Genomic DNA, 15,956 nt, shown 5'->3' on the forward strand with positions numbered 1-15,956 from the left:
CGGTATAGTGCGCGGGATTGTTACCGATTTGCGGCTATTGCCCGGCACCGCAACTTGCGGTCCTTCGAAAAAACTCCGTGGACGCTGCTGTCCGAAAAAGAAAACGCCCCGCAGATGCAGGGCGTTTACATAAACTTGGTCGCTGACGCTTAGCGCTTTTCGATATCGACGTAGTCGCGCAGGGTCTCGCCCAGGTACAGCTGGCGCGGGCGGCCGATCTTGTTCTGCGGATCGGCGATCATCTCTTTCCACTGCGAGATCCAGCCGACGGTGCGGCTGACCGCGAAGATCGGAGTGAACATCGAGGTCGGGAAGCCCATGGCTTCCAGGATGATGCCGGAATAGAAGTCCACGTTCGGGAACAGTTTCTTCTGGATGAAGTAGTCGTCGTGCAGCGCGGTGCGCTCCAGCTCCTTGGCGACTTGCAGAAGCGGGTTGTCCTCGACGCCGAGCAGTTCCAGAACCTCATCTGCCGACTGCTTCAGCACCTTGGCGCGCGGGTCGGTGTTCTTGTACACGCGGTGGCCAAAGCCCATCAGGCGGAACGGATCGTTCTTGTCCTTGGCGCGTTCGATGAATTCCGGAATGCGGTCAACCGAGCCGATTTCCTTGAGCATCTCCAGGCAGGCCTGGTTGGCGCCGCCGTGGGCGGGGCCCCAAAGGCAGGCAATGCCGGCTGCGATACAGGCGAACGGGTTGGCGCCGGAAGAAGACGCCAGGCGCACGGTCGAGGTCGAGGCGTTCTGCTCGTGGTCGGCGTGCAGGATAAAGATCCGGTCCATCGCGCGGCTCAGGATCGGGTTCACGTGGTATTCCTCGGCCGGAACCGAGAAACACATGTGCAGGAAGTTCGCGCCGTAATCGAGATCGTTTTTCGGATACACGAAGGGCTGGCCGATCGAGTACTTGTAGGCCATCGCCGCAATGGTCGGCAGCTTGGCGATCAGCCGGATGGCCGCAACTTCGCGCTGCCACGGGTCGGAAACGTCCAGCGAGTCGTGGTAGAAGGCCGACATCGCGCCGACCACGCCCACCAGGGTCGCCATCGGGTGCGCGTCGCGGCGGAAACCGCGGAAGAAGTTGTGCATCTGCTCATGCACCATGGTGTGACGGGTCACACGGGTCTCGAAATCCTCCAGCTGCGCGGCGGTCGGCAGCTCACCGTAGAGCAGCAGGTAGCAGACTTCCAGGTAATGCGACTTGGACGCCAGCTGGTCGATCGGATAGCCGCGGTGCAGCAGTTCGCCCTTGCCGCCATCGATATAGGTGATGGTGCTGTCGCAGCTGGCGGTCGAGGTGAATCCCGGGTCATAGGTAAACACACCTGCCTGCGCATAGAGCTTGCGGATGTCGAGGACATCGGGCCCGGCCGTTGGCGAGAAAATGGGCAGCTCGTAGTTTTCGCCATTCAGGCTGAGCGTGGCAGATTTCTGTGTCTCGGTCATGGATGTCCCTTCCTGTTACAGGCACGAAAGCTGCCGCTCGGGCGTCTTCATGCGGGGCAGCGCCTGCGCGGTTTCGCGCAGGGGTTGTCGTATCAAAACAGGCTTACCCGCGGGTAAAGACCGGAGTCAGCCTGTTGCGTCTTTGAGCCTTGCGATGGTTTCATCGCGGCCCAGAATCAGCATCATATCGAACACCGAAGGCGTTACCGCCCGGCCCGCAAGCGCAGCCCGCAACGGGCCTGCCAGTTTGCCGAACTTGGTATCATGTGCTTCTGCAAATGCGTTCAGAAGCGCCTCCAGATCGTCACGGACCCAGCTAGCATTTTGCAACTGCGGCGTCAATTCTTCCAGTATACCATCGGATACAGAAGACAGCGCTTTTTCTGCCTTCTCGTCCCGTTCAAGAGGCCGTGATGCAAGGATAAAATGCGCTTTTTCAAGTAGTTCCGGGAAGGTGCGGGCCCGGTCCTTGAGGCAATACATCGCAGCTTCCAGCCCTTGTGACTGCGCGTCAGTCAGGGCGGGTTTCCCAGCGGCTGCCAGATAGGCGCAGATTTCCTGCCGCAGTGCGGCATCGTCGCTAACGGCAATATGCTGGCCGCAGAGGTTCTCCAGCTTCTTGGTGTCGAACCGGGCCGGGCTTTTGCCGATACCGTCAAAGTTAAACCACTCTTTGGCCTGGCTGTCTGTAAAAAATTCGTCATCCCCGTGCGACCAGCCGAGACGCGCCAGGTAGTTGCGCATGCCGGCCGCCGGGTAGCCCATCGCCTGGTATTCCTGTGCGCCAAGCGCGCCATGGCGTTTGGAGAGCTTCTTGCCATCCGGCCCGTGGATCAGCGGGATATGGGCCCAGACCGGAACCTCCCAGCCCATTGCTTCATAGATCATCATCTGGCGGGCGGCGTTGTTCAGATGGTCGTCGCCGCGGATCACATGGGTGACGCCCATGTCGTGGTCATCCACCACAACCGCCAGCATGTAAACCGGGGTACCGTCCGAGCGCAGCAGGATCATGTCGTCCAGCTGGTCGTTGCGGATGGTCACATCGCCCTGCACCTCGTCTTTGATCACGGTCACGCCATCCTGCGGCGCCTTGATGCGGATCACATAGGGCGCGTCCGGGTAGGCAGATTCCTCCGCGTCGCGCCAGGGCGAGCGGTAGAGGGTGGATTTGCCCTCGGCCTTGGCCTGTTCGCGGAAGGCAGCAATTTCCTCCTGGGTGGCAAAGCACTTGTAGGCCTTGCCTTCGGTAAGCAGCTGTTTGGCGACTTCGGCGTGGCGGTCCGCGCGCTCGAACTGGCTGATCACCTCGCCGTCATGGTCCAGGCCCAGCCACTCCATGCCCTGCAGGATGGCCGCAGTGGCCTCCGGCGTGGAGCGCTCGCGGTCGGTGTCCTCGATCCGCAGCAGGAACTTGCCGCCGCGGCCGCGGGCGTACAGCCAGTTGAACAGCGCGGTTCGGGCGCCGCCGATGTGCAGAAAGCCGGTAGGAGACGGCGCGAAACGGGTGACAACCGGTTGGGTCATGAGCGGGATTTACCTTTTGGAAACCATGGGAGGCATAGAGTTTCTGCCTGTCTACCGGGCCAGAAGGCGGGGGGCAAGCATGCGGCTGAGTGCTGCCATCTCAGACCTGCTGCAGGCGCAGCGGGGGCATTTGTTCCCCTGGGTCCCAGTGTTCTTGGGCGCCGGGATCGGGGCTTATTTCAGTTTGAAAAGCGAACCTGGCTGGGCGGTTTATGCCGGTCTTGCGGCGGTTTCGCTGCTGCTGGCCTGCGTCGCAGTGCAGCGGCGTTCGCTGGCGTTTCTATGCTGGGCGCCCGCTTTTGCGGCCGCGGGCCTGTGCCTCGCGGGCGCCAGGGCGAATTGGGTCGCAGCCCCGGTTCTGGACTTTCGCTATTACGGCCCGGTGGAGGGGCGGGTGGTTTCGGTCGACCGCTCTCCGACCGATGCGCTGCGGCTGACCCTGGACCAAGTGCTGCTGGACCGTGTCCCGCCCGCGAAAACGCCGGCCCGGGTACGGATTTCCCTGAAAGGGCAGGACGCGGTGCCGCCGCCCGGCGCCTTGGTGATGACTACCGCGCATCTGTTGCCGCCGCAGGGACCGGCGGAGCCGGGAGGTTTCGATTTCCGACGCCACGCCTGGTTCAAGCAGTTGGGCGGCCTGGGCTATACCAGAGTGCCGGTCCTGCTGGCACAAGCGCCGGGAGAGAGCGTGCCGGTTGAGCGTCTGCGCCGTGCAATGGCGCATTATCTGCAGCAGCGGATCCCGGGGGAGACCGGCGGATTCGCCGCGGCCATCACCGCCGGCGACCGCAGCGGTGTCGGCGAGCAAACGCTGACGGCCCTACGGCAAAGCAACCTGGCGCATCTGCTGGCAATCTCGGGCCTGCATATGGGGCTGCTCACCGGCTTTGTCTTTGCGGCTGTGCGGGTGCTGTTCTGCCTGGTGCCGCCGGTTGCCCTGCGCTGGCCGGTCAAGAAACTGGCGGCGCTGACCGCCTTGGCTGCCGGGGCAGGTTATCTTTTATTGTCAGGTGGCAATGTTGCGACGGAGCGGGCCTTTGTCATGGTGGCCGTGATGCTGGGGGCGGTGCTGCTGAACCGGCGGGCGATCACCCTGCGCGCGGTGGCGGCGGCGGCACTGATCGTTCTGCTGCGGCGGCCCGAAAGCCTGCTCAGCCCCGGCTTCCAGATGAGCTTTGCCGCGACGGCGGCGCTGGTTGCGGTTTTTGCCGCGCTGCGCGACGGGGAAGTGCCGCTGGGACCGCGCTGGCTGCGGCCGGTTCTGGCACTGGTGATTTCCTCTGCCGTGGCAGGGGCTGCAACCGCGCCCTTTGCAGCCGCGCACTTCAACACCATTCCGCACTACGGGCTTCTTGCAAATTTGCTGGCGGTGCCGGTGATGGGCACCGTGGTGATCCCGGCGGCAGTGCTGGCGCTTTGCCTGGTGCCCATCGGGCTGGAAGGGATCGGGCTGACGGTGATGCGATGGGGGATGGACTGGATCCTTGGGGTTGCGCGGACCGTGTCTGGCATTGAGGGAGCCGTTTCCCATGCGGCGGCGCCTGGAGGAGCGGTTCTGCCTCTGTTTGCGGCCGGCATGGTGTTCGCGGTGATCTGGAAAGGGCGGCTGCGGCTGGCGGGGCTGTTGCCCGCGGCTGCAGCGCTTTGGATCTGGAGCGGGGCGGAACGGCCCGCGGTCATCATCGCCAGTTCCGGCGGGCTGATTGGGGTAATGGAGGCTGAGGGGCGCGCCTTGTCGCGCGCCAAGGGGCAGGGGTTCACGGCAGAGATCTGGCTGGAGAATGATGGCGATGCAGCCAGCCAGTCTGAGGCCGCGGCCCGGTGGCAGGCCTGGGACGACGCATTGGCGGTCTGGCAAGGTCCGGATTACCGGCTGCTACACGCGCCAGGAAAACGTAAGCTATTGCAGGCAAGTGATTGTGAAAAAACAGATATCATCGTGTCCACCGTAGCTGCCTCGGAATTTGGCAACTGCCTGCTGCTGACGCCCGAAGTCATGCGGCAGACCGGCAGCATCGCGGTGCAACCCGATGGGCGGTTGCTGACCACCCGCGAGGCAGCCGGAACGCGCTTGTGGAGCGGGTGGCAGCCGGAAGGGCCGGAAATCCGGCGCCTGCGCCGCCTGCTGGGCGCGGCGGCGGAGCGTCAGTAGGTGCGGATCAGGCCAACAAGGCGGCCCTGGACCTGAACCTGGTCCTCAGGGTAGCGCCGGGTCTCGTAAACCGGGTTCGCGGCCTCCAGCGCAATCATGCCGCCCTGCCTGTGATAATACTTCAGGGTGGCTTCCTGGCCTTCGACCAGTGCAACAACAATGTCGCCGTTGTCGGCAGCCTCGGTCTCGCGGATCACCACGATGTCGCCGTCGTTGATTCCGGCCTCGATCATCGAGTCGCCCTTGACCTCCAGCGCAAAGTGCTGGCCGTTGGGGGAGATCATGCCGCCAGGGACGGCCACCTGGTGGGAGACCTGGCTGATCGCCTCGATCGGCACGCCCGCCGCGATGCGGCCCATCACTGGCAGCTCAACCGCGGCGTGGCGCATCGGATCCGCCGCAGCGGCGGCAGCGCGGGCATTGCCCTGGCCGCCTTCGATCACAGAGGGGGCAAAGCCTTGCGGTTCGGAGGTGCCGCCCAGGCTTTCGGGCAGGCGGAGAATTTCAATGGCGCGGGCGCGGTGGGCGAGGCGGCGGATGAAGCCGCGCTCCTCCAGCGCGGTGATTAACCGGTGGATGCCGGATTTGGAGCGCAAATCCAGCGCCTCCTTCATCTCATCAAAACTGGGCGGAACCCCGTCCCGCTGCAGGCGTTTGTGAATGAATTCCAGCAAATCCAGCTGCTTTTTCGTGAGCATCGCCGCTCCCTCCGCGCCTCTTGTCGATGTTTTCTTTTGTTCTACGCATGTTCACGTTTTGTGTCAACATGGCGGCTTACGGTTGTGCGGGATAATAGAGGCGCCAGAGGCACGTGCCTCCGGCTGGAATATTTTTGCAAAGATAAAGCGGTTTCAGATCGGCAGGTATTGCACGGTTTCGCCTGCGTCGCGCGCGCCATCACCGGGCGGGCGGATCAGCAGGGCGTTGGCACCGGCCAGTACCGTAAGCAGTGAGCTGTCCTGATTGGCGAAGGCGCGGACCTTTCCGTCCTCGACGCGGGCCCGCATGTAGTGTTCGCGCGGTCCGTTTGCAGTAAGGGGCTCTGCCAGCGGGGCGGTTAGCAGCGGCTGGCCGCTGTCCGGCAGGCCGAGCATCGCGCGGACCACCGGGGCGAGGAACACGTGGCCGCAAACCATTGCCGACACCGGGTTGCCGGGCAGACCGACCATAGCGGCTTCCCCCATCCGGCCGGCCATCAGCGGTTTGCCGGGGCGCATAGCAACCTTGTAGAAGCTGCGCTCCATCCCGGCGTCCTGCGCCACCTTGCCGACCAGATCGTGATCGCCGACCGAGGCGCCGCCGATGGTCACCACAAGATCGGCGCCCTCTGCCAGCTCAAAGGCGGTGCGCAGCGAGCTTTCGGTGTCGCGGGCAATCGGCAGGATTCGGGCGCGGGCGCCGAGGCTTTCCACCATGGCCTTGAGCCCGAAAGTGTTGGAGGCAATGATCTGGTCCGGCCCGGGGGTACCGCCGGGCATCACCAGTTCATCCCCGGTAGAGATCAAGGCGACCTCGGGGCGGCGGGTGACGGGAACGGAGGGAATGTTCATCGCGGCCAGAAGGGCGACGTCGGCAGGCGTCAGCAGCCGGGGGGCGGAGACGGTCTGGCCATCGGTAAAGTCGCCGCCGCGGGGGCGGATGTTGTCGTTGCTTCCAGGCTCATCACTGATGGTAATGAGGTCTCCGTTGCGGCTGACATCCTCCTGAATGACAACGAAACTTGCGCCTTCCGGCACCGGCGCGCCTGTGAAGATCCGCACCGCCTGGCCCGCGCCCACGCGGCCGTCAAAGGCATGGCCGGCGGCGGCTTCGCCGATCACCTTGAACATGGCGTGCAGCTCGACTTCGGCGGCATTCACCGCGTAGCCATCCATGGCGGAGGCGGAAAACGGCGGCTGGTCGCGGCGCGCGTGCATGCCCTCTGCCAGCACCCGGCCAGCGGCCTCTGCCAAGGGAACTTCTTCGGTCTCCAGCTTGGAGACCAGTGCCAGAAGATGCGCGCGGGCTTCGCTGACGGAGATCATTTATGCCTCGTACCTGCCTGATTTTCCGCCATCTTTCAGCGTCACCCGGATACCGCCGATCTCCATCGCCTTATCCACGGCCTTGGCCATGTCATAGACGGTGAGCGCGGCGGTGGAGACGGCGGTCAGCGCCTCCATCTCAACGCCGGTCTGGCCGGTGGTTTTGACGGTTGCCTCGATGCGCACCCCAGGCAGGTCCGGGTCGAGCGTCAGTTCCACCGCGACCTTGGTCACCGGCAGCGGGTGGCAAAGCGGGATCAGCTCCGGCGTTTTCTTGGCACCCATGATGCCGGCCAAGCGGGCCACGGACAGAACATCGCCTTTCTTGGCACGGCCTTCGGCAATGATGTCAAAGGTTTCCGGCGCCATGGTGATGTGGCCCTCGGCCGTGGCAATGCGCGAGGTCACCGCCTTGTCCGAGACATCGACCATATGGGCGTCGCCCTTGGTGTCGAAATGGGTAAGGCTCATGGACTTGCCTCCTTACATCATGCCCGGCGTCAGCGGGTTGGCGAGCAGCGCGCGGGTTGCTGCGGCCACGTCGTCCTGCCGCATCAGGCTTTCACCGATCAGGAAGGTGCGGGCGCCATAGCGGGCCATGTCGGCCAGATCTTCAGGCGTGAACAATCCGCTTTCGCAGACGATGGTGCGGTCAGCCGGCACCAGGCGCGACAGCTCTCGGGTGGTGTCCAGCGTGGTCTCAAACGTCTTGAGATTGCGGTTGTTGATACCCATCAGTGGTGATTTCAGGTTGCAGGCGCGCTCCAGCTCTTCGGCGTCATGCACCTCGAGCAGCACATCCATGCCCCATTCAAACGCACTTTCCTCCAGCTCCTGCGCCTGTGCGTCGGAAACGGAGGCCAGGATGATCAGGATGCAGTCGGCACCAAGGGCACGAGCCTCGGCCACCTGATAGGTGTCATACATGAAATCCTTGCGCAGGGCGGGCAGCGCGCAGGCCGCGCGCGCCTGGGTAAGAAATTCCTTGGCGCCCTGGAAGCTGGGGGTGTCTGTCAGTACCGACAGGCAGGTGGCGCCACCGGCCTCATAGGCCTTGGCCAGTTCCGCCGGTTCGAAATCCGGGCGGATCAGCCCCTTGGACGGGCTGGCTTTCTTGATTTCGGCAATCAGCCCATAGCCTTCGCGGCTGGCCTGCATCAGGCTTTCGGCAAAGCCGCGCACCGGGGAGGCTTCGCGCGCTTCGGCCTCGACCGCCTCCAGCGGTTTGGCGGCCTTGTCGGCGGCTACCTCTTCGAGCTTGTAGGCCTTGATCTTGTCCAGCACGTTCTGGGTCATGCCAGTGCCTCCGTTCATGCGTTCCAGTTTATGCCGGCTTCACCGCGGGCGGCGAGCCAATTGTTCACTTTTGAGAAGGGCCGGGACCCAAAGAAGCCGCGCCGCGCCGACAGGGGCGACGGATGGGCGGTTTTCAGGATCAGGTGATCGCCCGGTTTGATATGTTTTTCAAGCTTCTGCGCCGCATTTCCCCAGAGAATGTATGCGGTGGGGCGCTCAGACGTCAGCTCCAGCACCTGATGCACCAGATGCTGCCAGCCTAGGTGTTTGTGGCCGTTCGCCTCACCTGCGGGGACAGACAGCGCGGTGTTCAGCAGCAGCACGCCCTGGCGGGCCCAGCCGCGCAGGTCTCCATTCGGGCGAACTGCACCAAGATCGGCCTCCAGTTCCTTGTAAATATTGGACAAGGAGCGGGGAAGCGGGCGCACATCAGGCTCCGCTGAGAACGCCAGTCCGTGCGCATGGCCGGGCGTGGGATAAGGGTCCTGGCCAAGGATCACCACGCGGGTGTCCTCAGGCCGGGTCAGTTCCAGCGCCGCAAACCGCTGTTGCGCAGGCGGCAGGATGTCGCGGGGATCCTCCTGCAACGCGGCTGCGATGCCGGGCCAGTGATCGGTGAAAAAGGGCAGGCGGGCCCAGTGGCCCAGCCCGGCAGGCAGATCTGTCATGCGGCGGAAGTGATGCGGGCCAGTGCCTCGACCTTGGCTTTGGCAGCACCGCTGTCGATGGACTCGGCTGCGAGCGCGACGCCCTCCTTGAGGTCAGCAGCCTTGCCGGCCACAACCAGCGCGGCGGCCGCGTTCAGCAGCACCGCATCGCGGTAAGCCGAGGGCGTGCCCTGCAGGAGCACCCGGAAGGCCATGGCGTTTTCCTCCGGCGTGCCGCCGACAATCATGTCAAAGGGATGCACCGGCAGGCCGGCGTCTTCGGGGTGAAGTTCCACCTCGCGGATTTCGCCATCCTCCTCCAGCGCCGAAACCCAGCTGATACCGGTGATGGTCAGCTCATCAGTGCCGTCGGAGCCGTGCACCAGCCAAGCGCGCTCGGACCCGAGCGCCTTGAGGGTTTCCGCCATCGGACGGATCATCTCGCGGCTGAAGGCGCCGGTCAGCTGGCGCTTGACGCCCGCCGGGTTGGTAAGGGGGCCAAGGATGTTGAAGATGGTGCGGGTGCCCAGCTCCTGCCGGGTCGGCATCACATGCGCCACCGCGGGGTGGTGCATGGGCGCCATCATGAAACCGATCCCGGCTTCATTGATCGCTTTTTCAACAACTTGCGGGCCGACCATGACATTGATGCCCATTTGGGACTGCAGGTCGGCGGTGCCGGATTTGGAGCTGAGGTTGCGGTTACCGTGCTTGGCCACCACCACGCCTGCACCCGCAACCACAAAGGCGGTCGCGGTGGAGATGTTGAGGGTGTTCTTACCATCGCCGCCGGTTCCGACGATGTCCATCGCGCCTGCGGGCGCCTTTACCGAGTTGCACTTGGCGCGCATCACTGCTGCTGCGGCGGCGTATTCATCGACGCTTTCGCCGCGGGTGCGCATCGCCATCAGCAGGCCGCCCATCTGGCTGGGCGTGGCCTCGCCTTCGAACAGCAGGGTAAAGGCGGTTTCAGCCTCTTCGCGGGTCAGGGTGCGTTCGGCGGCAGCTCCGATGAGCGGCTTCAGGCGGTCACTCATGCGGGCACCTTCATCACGTCGAGGAAGTTTTTCAGCAGCGCGTGGCCGTGCTCGGAGGCGATGGATTCGGGGTGGAACTGCACCCCGTGGATCGGCAGCTCCTTGTGCTGCAGGCCCATGATGGTGCCGTCTTCCAGCTCCGCGGTGATCTCCAGGCAGTCCGGCAGACTGTCGCGCTCCACCACTAGGGAGTGATAGCGCGTCGCTTCAAATGGTGAGGGTAAACCCTTGAAAACGCCGGTGTTCTTGTGATGCATCTTGCCCATCTTGCCATGCACGATCTCGTGGCAGCGCACCACCTTGCCGCCAAAGGCCTGGCCAATGGTCTGATGGCCGAGGCAGACGCCCATCAGCGGCGTGCCGGTCTCGGCGGCCGCTTCGGTCAGGGCCAGGCAGATGCCGGCCTGATCCGGGTCGCAAGGCCCGGGCGACAGCAGGATGCCGGACGGCTTCATCGCCATCGCTTCCTGCACGTTGATGGCGTCGTTGCGGTGCACTTCCATTTCCGCGCCCAGCTCGCCCAGGTAATGGACGAGGTTGTAGGTAAAGGAATCGTAGTTGTCGATCAGCAGCAGCATCGTAGCGGGCTCTTTTAAGGGTGGCGGGCCGGGGGCGCGCCGCAGTATAGTGGTCGCAACATACATGTTCAGGGATACGGGGCAGCGTCAAGGGCAGGAAAGGCGATTGCTGGAGAGGGCCGGTAACAGGGTCCGTCCAGGCAGGCCGGAACGGCGCAGCACGGAAATACGGATTGAGAGGCAAAACAGGCATGCGTGGATTTCTGGGCGGCGTGAGTGTTGGGGCGTTGCTGGCCGCTGGCGGGCTGGCGATGTTGTCTTTGTCGGTGCCGCTGCCGGTCTCCGGACCCGAGGAGCAGCCGGGTGAAGAGCCGGTGGCAGCCCTGCCGCAACCTGCTGAGCAACCTGCTGAAGAGAGCGCCGGTGCCGAGCCGGAACCTCCGCGGCACGAGCCGGGTGCTGCCCCGCAAATGCCGAATGGCGGCGGTGAGGCCACGGAAGTCCCTGTAAACGGCCAGGGGCGTGACGCCGATCTGGTCGAAGCGCAACCCGCTGGTCCGGCCGCAACCGGCGTCAGCGACGATCTGAGCGCCTTGGCCGAAGCGGATACCGCGCCTGCCGGCAAACCGGAGGTCGGCCTTGCGGCCTCTGCGGTGGACGCAACCAGCCCCGCACCAGCCCCGGTGCCGGGAGTGGAGCAGACCAGCCCTGAAAGCCAGCCGCAGGCCGCGCAGCCGCAGGCCCCGCTGGCGCCCGGCAGCGAGGCCGCAATCATAGCCGCAACGGACCCGGCACCGGAACCCGAACAGCCAGCGGAAGAGGAAGCGACTGCCGCCGTTGCAGAGCCGCAGGTCACTGCACCGCTGCCCGAAGTGCAGCAAGCTCCGGACCCCCAGGCGGCGTCCCCGGTCCTGGTACCGGATATCGGCGCGGCCCCGCAGGCGACAATGCTGCCGGTGATTGGCGCCGCGCCGGCTGCCAGCGTTGAGGAAGAGGCTGAGCAAGCAGCGGAAGAGCCCGCGGCCGCAGAGCCTGAGCAGGAGGTGCTGGCACCGCGGATCGGCACGCCAGTGGTTCCGCTGACCGAACGGGACAAGCCGCGGGAGACCGCGCTGTCCGGATCCCAGACGCTGGACAAGCCGCCGTTTCTGGCCTTCTCGGAGCCTTTCGACAACCCTGAGGACCGGCCGCTGATGTCGATCGTGCTGATTGATGACGCAGGTGCCGTGGGTGCAGAGGCGCTGGCGGAGTTCCCCTATCCCTTGAGCTTTGCCATCGATCCCGAAGACCCGGACGCCGCAGCCAAGATGGCGGCGCGCCGGGCGGCTGGATTCGAGGTTCTGATGCTGGCGGATCTGCCGCGTGCTGCCACGCCGCAGGACGCCGAGACGGCGCTGGAGGTCTGGCGCAGAAGGCTGCCCGAAGCGGTTGCGATCCTCGAAGGCGTGGAAACCGGGGTGCAGGGCAACCGGCCGCTGTCGGACCAGGTGGCGGCGATGGCGGCCTCTGCCGGCTACGGCCTGCTGATGCAGAACAGCGGCCTCAACACGGTGCAGAAACTGGCACTGCAGGACGGCGTGCCTGCCGGCGTGGTGTTCCGCGACTTTGACGGGGCGGGCCAGGATCCCCGGGCGATCCGCCGGTTTCTGGATCAGGCGGCGTTCCGGGCCCGGCAGGAAGGGGCTGTTATCATGCTGGGCCGGCTGCGGCCCGACACGATCTCGGCGCTGCTGATCTGGGGTTTGCAGGACCGCGCCAGCCGGGTGGCCTTGGCGCCGGTCTCTGCCAGTTTGGAAGCGCAGCTGCCTTCGAAATGAAACGGCGCCCTGAGCGGGCGCCGTTGCCTCCAGCGGGAGTACTTCGGGAAAGATGAAGCTGGGGCTTCTGTCTTCCTGACGTCAGCGGTTGCCGTTCCCGGTGAAACGGGCGGCGTCTGCTGCGGCGCGGCGGATGGCGTTGGACTTATGGACCGTCTCCATATACTCCGCCTCGGGATCGCTGTCATAGACAACACCGCCGCCAGCCTGGATGTAAAGGTTCTGGTCCTTGACGATGGCGGTGCGCAGGGCGATGCACATATCCATGTCGCCGCCGGCCGAGAAATAACCCACACCGCCGCCGTAGATGCCGCGCTTTTCCGGCTCCAGCTCGTCGATGATTTCCATCGCCCGCACCTTGGGGGCGCCTGAGACGGTGCCGGCGGGCATGCCCGCAAAGAAGGCGTCCAGCGCGTCCTTGTCCTCCGCCAATTCGCCGACGACATTGGAGACGATGTGCATCACGTGGCTATAGCGCTCGATGATGAACTTTTCGGTCGGGCGCACGGTGCCGATCTTGGACACCCGGCCGGTGTCGTTGCGCCCCAGGTCCAGCAGCATCAGGTGCTCGGCCAGCTCCTTCTTGTCGGCCAGCAGATCGGCTTCCAGCGCCTTGTCCTCTTCCGGCGTGGCGCCGCGAGGACGGGTGCCGGCGATCGGGCGGATGGTGACCTCCTGCCCGAAGACGCGGACCAGGATTTCAGGGCTCGCACCCACCACCTGGAAGCCGCCGAAGTTGAAGTAGAACATGAAGGGCGACGGGTTGGTGCGCCGCAGCGAGCGGTAAAGCGCGAAGGGCGGCTGGCGGAATTCCTGGGTCCAGCGCTGTGCCGGCACCACCTGGAAGATGTCGCCTGCGAGGATGTATTCCTTGGCCTTCTCCACCGCGGCCATATAGCCCTCCTTGGTGAAGTTCGACTGCGGCGGGGCTACCTCGTCCGCGTCGCCGAGATCGCGGCTCTCGGCCGGCATGGCGCGCTCCAGGTCACGCACCGCGTCCATCACCCGCTCCGCGGCCTGGGCATAGGCCGCCTTGGCGGTCTGGCCGTCGCTGGCCCATGCGGGGGAGACTACAGTCACCTCGCCCTTGACCCCGTCCAGAACGGCAACCACCGAGGGGCGCAGCATCAGCGCGTCGGGCAGGCCCAGCGGGTCCGGATTCACCTCCGGCAGGTGCTCCACCAAGCGGATCATGTCATAGCCCAGATAACCGAAGAGGCCGGCCGCGGCCTGGGGCAGGTCGTCGGGCAGGGCGATTTTGCTTTCGGCAATCAGCGCCCGAAGGTTGTCCATCGGGTTGCCGTCCTGCGGCGTGAAATCATCCGCGTCAAACCGCGCCGAGCGGTTCAGCGCGGACTGCTCGCCGTGGCAGCGCCAGACCAGGTCCGGTTTCATGCCGATGATCGAGTAGCGCCCGCGCACCTCGCCGCCGGTCACCGATTCCAGCATGAAGGCGTCCTTCTGGGCGCCGGTCAGCTTGAGCATCAGCGACACCGGCGTGTCGAGGTCGGCGGCAAGGCGGGTGTAGACGACCTGGTTTTCACCGGCCTCATAAGCCTTGGCGAAAGTGTCGAAATCGGGGGTCAGGGCCATGGGTGCTTGCCTTGATTACTGGAAGTTTGCCTGCGCCGCATTCAGCGCCTGCTGGTCGACACGGGGTTCGGCGCGGGCCTGCACGTCCTGCACGTAGGCCTGGAAAAGCTCCTCGGCCAGCGACTGGTCCAGCTGCGCCTGCAGGGCGTCGGTGAGCAAGGTCATGTCGTCGCTCTGCTCCGGCGGCAGGATGGCGTCGAGACGCACCACAACGGCCGAATCCGCGTCCTGCACCAGACGGAAATCGCCGACCTCCATGCCAAACACCCCGGTGACCAGATCGGCCGGAACGGTGTCGATATAAGCGGTACGGGTCATTCCGGTTTCGGTTTTGACCTCAGCGTCCTCCGCAAAGCTGCCTGCGGCTTCAGCTTGGGTCAGCAGTCCTTCGCCCTGGGCCTTCAGCGCGCTGGCCAGGCGGTCCGCCTGCCAGGCGGACAGGACCTTGTCCTTGGCTTCTTCAAAGGGTTCCGGGCGTTCCGGGAGGACCTCGTCGAGGCGCAGGGCAAACAGGCTGCCATCGTCCAGGAAGTCCACGGCAGGGAAATCTTCAGCGGTAACCGCCGCGGCAGCGGTGCGGAAGCCTTCATAGGCGGCGATGCCGTCGCTGGCCTCTTCGGTCCAGTTGATCTGGACAAGTTCCAGGCCGCTTTCGGTGGCCAGTTCCTCCAGGGTCGAGCCGCCCGCCAGCAGGTCGTCGATCTCTTCGGCCTGCGTCTCCACCAGGCGGCGGGCGCGGCCGGAGGCGAGCTCTTCGCGCAGTTCCGGTTCGGCCTGTTCAAAGGTGGTGATCTGTGCCTCCAGGCGGCCATTCACCCGGTAGAGCGCCGGGCCGAGGCTTGAGGGCAGGGGGCCAGCCACATCGCCCACTTGGGCCGCAAAGACATCGGTGCCGGCAGCACCAAGATCGCCCATGGTGACGTCGCCCATGTCGACATCCTGCAGCGACAGGCCACGGGCCTCGACGAGGCTTTCGAAAGTGGCACCGCCGGTTTCCAGCTGCGCTTTGGCGCTGGCCGCGGCCTCCTCGTCGGCGAAGACCAGACGCTCGACCAGGCGGCGCTCGGGCACCTGGTACTGCTCGGCGCGGTCCTCGAACAGCTGCTGCAGGGCGGTCTCGTCGATCTCGACCTCATCCAGCAGCATGGAGGGACGCAGCGCGGCGTAGGTGATCACCTTGGTTTCCGGCAGCATGAACTGGTCCTGATTGGCCTCAAAGAAGGTTTTCAGGTCCTCATCCGACGGCACCTCGGCAGTCAGGGCGATGTCAGCGGCATTGATCTGCACGTAGGAGAAGCTGCGGCGGGCGCCGATGAAGCCGGTCAGGGTATCGGTCAGCGTCCCGGGCATTTTGGTGCCGGTCAGAACCGCATTCTGCACCATGGTGCGGGCGGCTTCGCGGCGCAGGTCGTCTTCGAATTCCTTTTCGGTCAGGCCAGCATTGCTGAGGGCAAAGCGGTAGGCCTCGCGGTCGAACCCGCCGCTCACGCCTTGGAAGGCATCAATGGCGGACAGCTCTTCGATCAGGTTTTCGTCACCGATCGACAGGCCCAGCTGCTTGGCTTCGTGGTCCAGCGCCGCCAGGGAGATCAGCCGCCCCAGAACCATCCGGTCCATCCCGAAGGCAGTCATCTGTGACATCGATACCGCCTGACCGGTCTGAGCCTGCAAGGCGCGCTGTTCCCGCTGCAGTTCGCGCACATAGTTGCCGATGCTGACTTCCTCGTCGCCGACCTGGGCAACAGAGGAGGCGGAACTGGTGAAATTCACCGCGCCAAATCCGGCAAGGCCGACGATCAGCATCCCCATCAGGATCCAGACAAAGGTTTTGGATAGCTTTTTCATGCCTGCGGCCATGATGCCCTCTTTATTGTTCTGCTGCGCAAGGGTTTGCCCGGCA

The 15,956-nt window shown here is 64.8% G+C and carries 13 protein-coding genes; 2 read left to right on the forward strand and 11 right to left on the reverse strand.

Annotation, left to right across the window (positions count from 1 at the left end):
• Window positions 1-149: 149 nt before the first annotated feature.
• Window positions 150-1,445 carry a citrate synthase gene (locus tag ACFMBG_RS14260; protein ID WP_421055369.1) on the reverse strand — a complete coding sequence of 432 codons (1,296 nt, stop codon included), beginning with the start codon at window positions 1,443-1,445 and terminating at the stop codon, window positions 150-152.
• 126 nt (window positions 1,446-1,571) lie between these two features.
• Window positions 1,572-2,972, reverse strand: coding sequence for a glutamate--tRNA ligase (gltX, locus tag ACFMBG_RS14265; protein WP_421055370.1), 1,401 nt, complete (start codon window positions 2,970-2,972; stop codon window positions 1,572-1,574).
• Window positions 2,973-3,051: 79 nt separating this feature from the next.
• Between gltX and ACFMBG_RS14270 the strand changes: the two genes are divergently transcribed.
• Complete coding sequence (locus ACFMBG_RS14270; RefSeq protein WP_421055371.1) at window positions 3,052-5,124, forward strand: ComEC/Rec2 family competence protein; 2,073 nt, start codon at window positions 3,052-3,054, stop codon at window positions 5,122-5,124.
• On the opposite strand, the gene lexA is transcribed toward ACFMBG_RS14270, so the two are convergent.
• From lexA to ACFMBG_RS14305, 7 genes are all read right to left on the reverse strand, one after another.
• Window positions 5,118-5,822 carry a transcriptional repressor LexA gene (lexA, locus tag ACFMBG_RS14275; RefSeq protein ID WP_421055372.1) on the reverse strand — a complete coding sequence of 235 codons (705 nt, stop codon included), beginning with the start codon at window positions 5,820-5,822 and terminating at the stop codon, window positions 5,118-5,120. The two genes, ACFMBG_RS14270 and lexA, sit on opposite strands and share 7 nt — an antisense overlap.
• A 153-nt stretch (window positions 5,823-5,975) precedes the next feature.
• Window positions 5,976-7,148 carry a molybdopterin molybdotransferase MoeA gene (locus ACFMBG_RS14280; protein WP_421055373.1) on the reverse strand — a complete coding sequence of 391 codons (1,173 nt, stop codon included), beginning with the start codon at window positions 7,146-7,148 and terminating at the stop codon, window positions 5,976-5,978.
• Window positions 7,149-7,619: a cyclic pyranopterin monophosphate synthase MoaC gene (moaC, locus tag ACFMBG_RS14285; RefSeq protein WP_421055374.1), complete on the reverse strand. Its 471-nt coding sequence runs from the start codon at window positions 7,617-7,619 to the stop codon at window positions 7,149-7,151. It lies immediately after the preceding gene.
• A 12-nt stretch (window positions 7,620-7,631) separates the two neighbouring features.
• Window positions 7,632-8,444: an indole-3-glycerol phosphate synthase TrpC gene (gene trpC, locus ACFMBG_RS14290; RefSeq protein WP_421055375.1), complete on the reverse strand. Its 813-nt coding sequence runs from the start codon at window positions 8,442-8,444 to the stop codon at window positions 7,632-7,634.
• 14 nt (window positions 8,445-8,458) lie between these two features.
• Entirely contained in the window at window positions 8,459-9,112 is a 654-nt protein-coding gene (locus tag ACFMBG_RS14295; RefSeq protein WP_421055376.1) for a uracil-DNA glycosylase, read from the reverse strand.
• The gene (gene trpD, locus ACFMBG_RS14300) at window positions 9,109-10,128 is read right to left on the reverse strand and encodes an anthranilate phosphoribosyltransferase (protein ID WP_421055377.1); all 1,020 of its coding nucleotides are present in this window, start codon (window positions 10,126-10,128) and stop codon (window positions 9,109-9,111) included. The genes ACFMBG_RS14295 and trpD overlap by 4 nt, the downstream gene beginning before the upstream one ends.
• On the reverse strand, window positions 10,125-10,706 hold the full coding sequence (locus ACFMBG_RS14305; RefSeq protein WP_421055378.1) for an anthranilate synthase component II: 582 nt from the start codon (window positions 10,704-10,706) through the stop codon (window positions 10,125-10,127). The genes trpD and ACFMBG_RS14305 overlap by 4 nt, the downstream gene beginning before the upstream one ends.
• 191 nt (window positions 10,707-10,897) lie before the next feature.
• On the opposite strand from ACFMBG_RS14305, the gene ACFMBG_RS14310 reads away from it, so the two are divergent.
• Window positions 10,898-12,463, forward strand: coding sequence for a divergent polysaccharide deacetylase family protein (locus tag ACFMBG_RS14310; protein ID WP_421055379.1), 1,566 nt, complete (start codon window positions 10,898-10,900; stop codon window positions 12,461-12,463).
• An 81-nt stretch (window positions 12,464-12,544) separates the two neighbouring features.
• Here ACFMBG_RS14310 and trpE read toward each other — a convergent pair whose 3' ends face one another.
• Together trpE and ACFMBG_RS14320 are read right to left on the reverse strand one after the other, a co-directional pair.
• A complete protein-coding gene (gene trpE / locus ACFMBG_RS14315; RefSeq protein WP_421055380.1) occupies window positions 12,545-14,056 on the reverse strand; it encodes an anthranilate synthase component I in 1,512 nt (503 codons plus the stop codon).
• A 15-nt stretch (window positions 14,057-14,071) separates the two neighbouring features.
• On the reverse strand, window positions 14,072-15,913 hold the full coding sequence (locus ACFMBG_RS14320; RefSeq protein WP_421055381.1) for a peptidyl-prolyl cis-trans isomerase: 1,842 nt from the start codon (window positions 15,911-15,913) through the stop codon (window positions 14,072-14,074).
• Window positions 15,914-15,956 lie beyond the last annotated feature (43 nt).

Origin of the sequence: Leisingera coralii, from assembly GCF_049056525.1 — a bacterium.
Taxonomy (GTDB): Bacteria; Pseudomonadota; Alphaproteobacteria; order Rhodobacterales; family Rhodobacteraceae; genus Leisingera; species Leisingera coralii.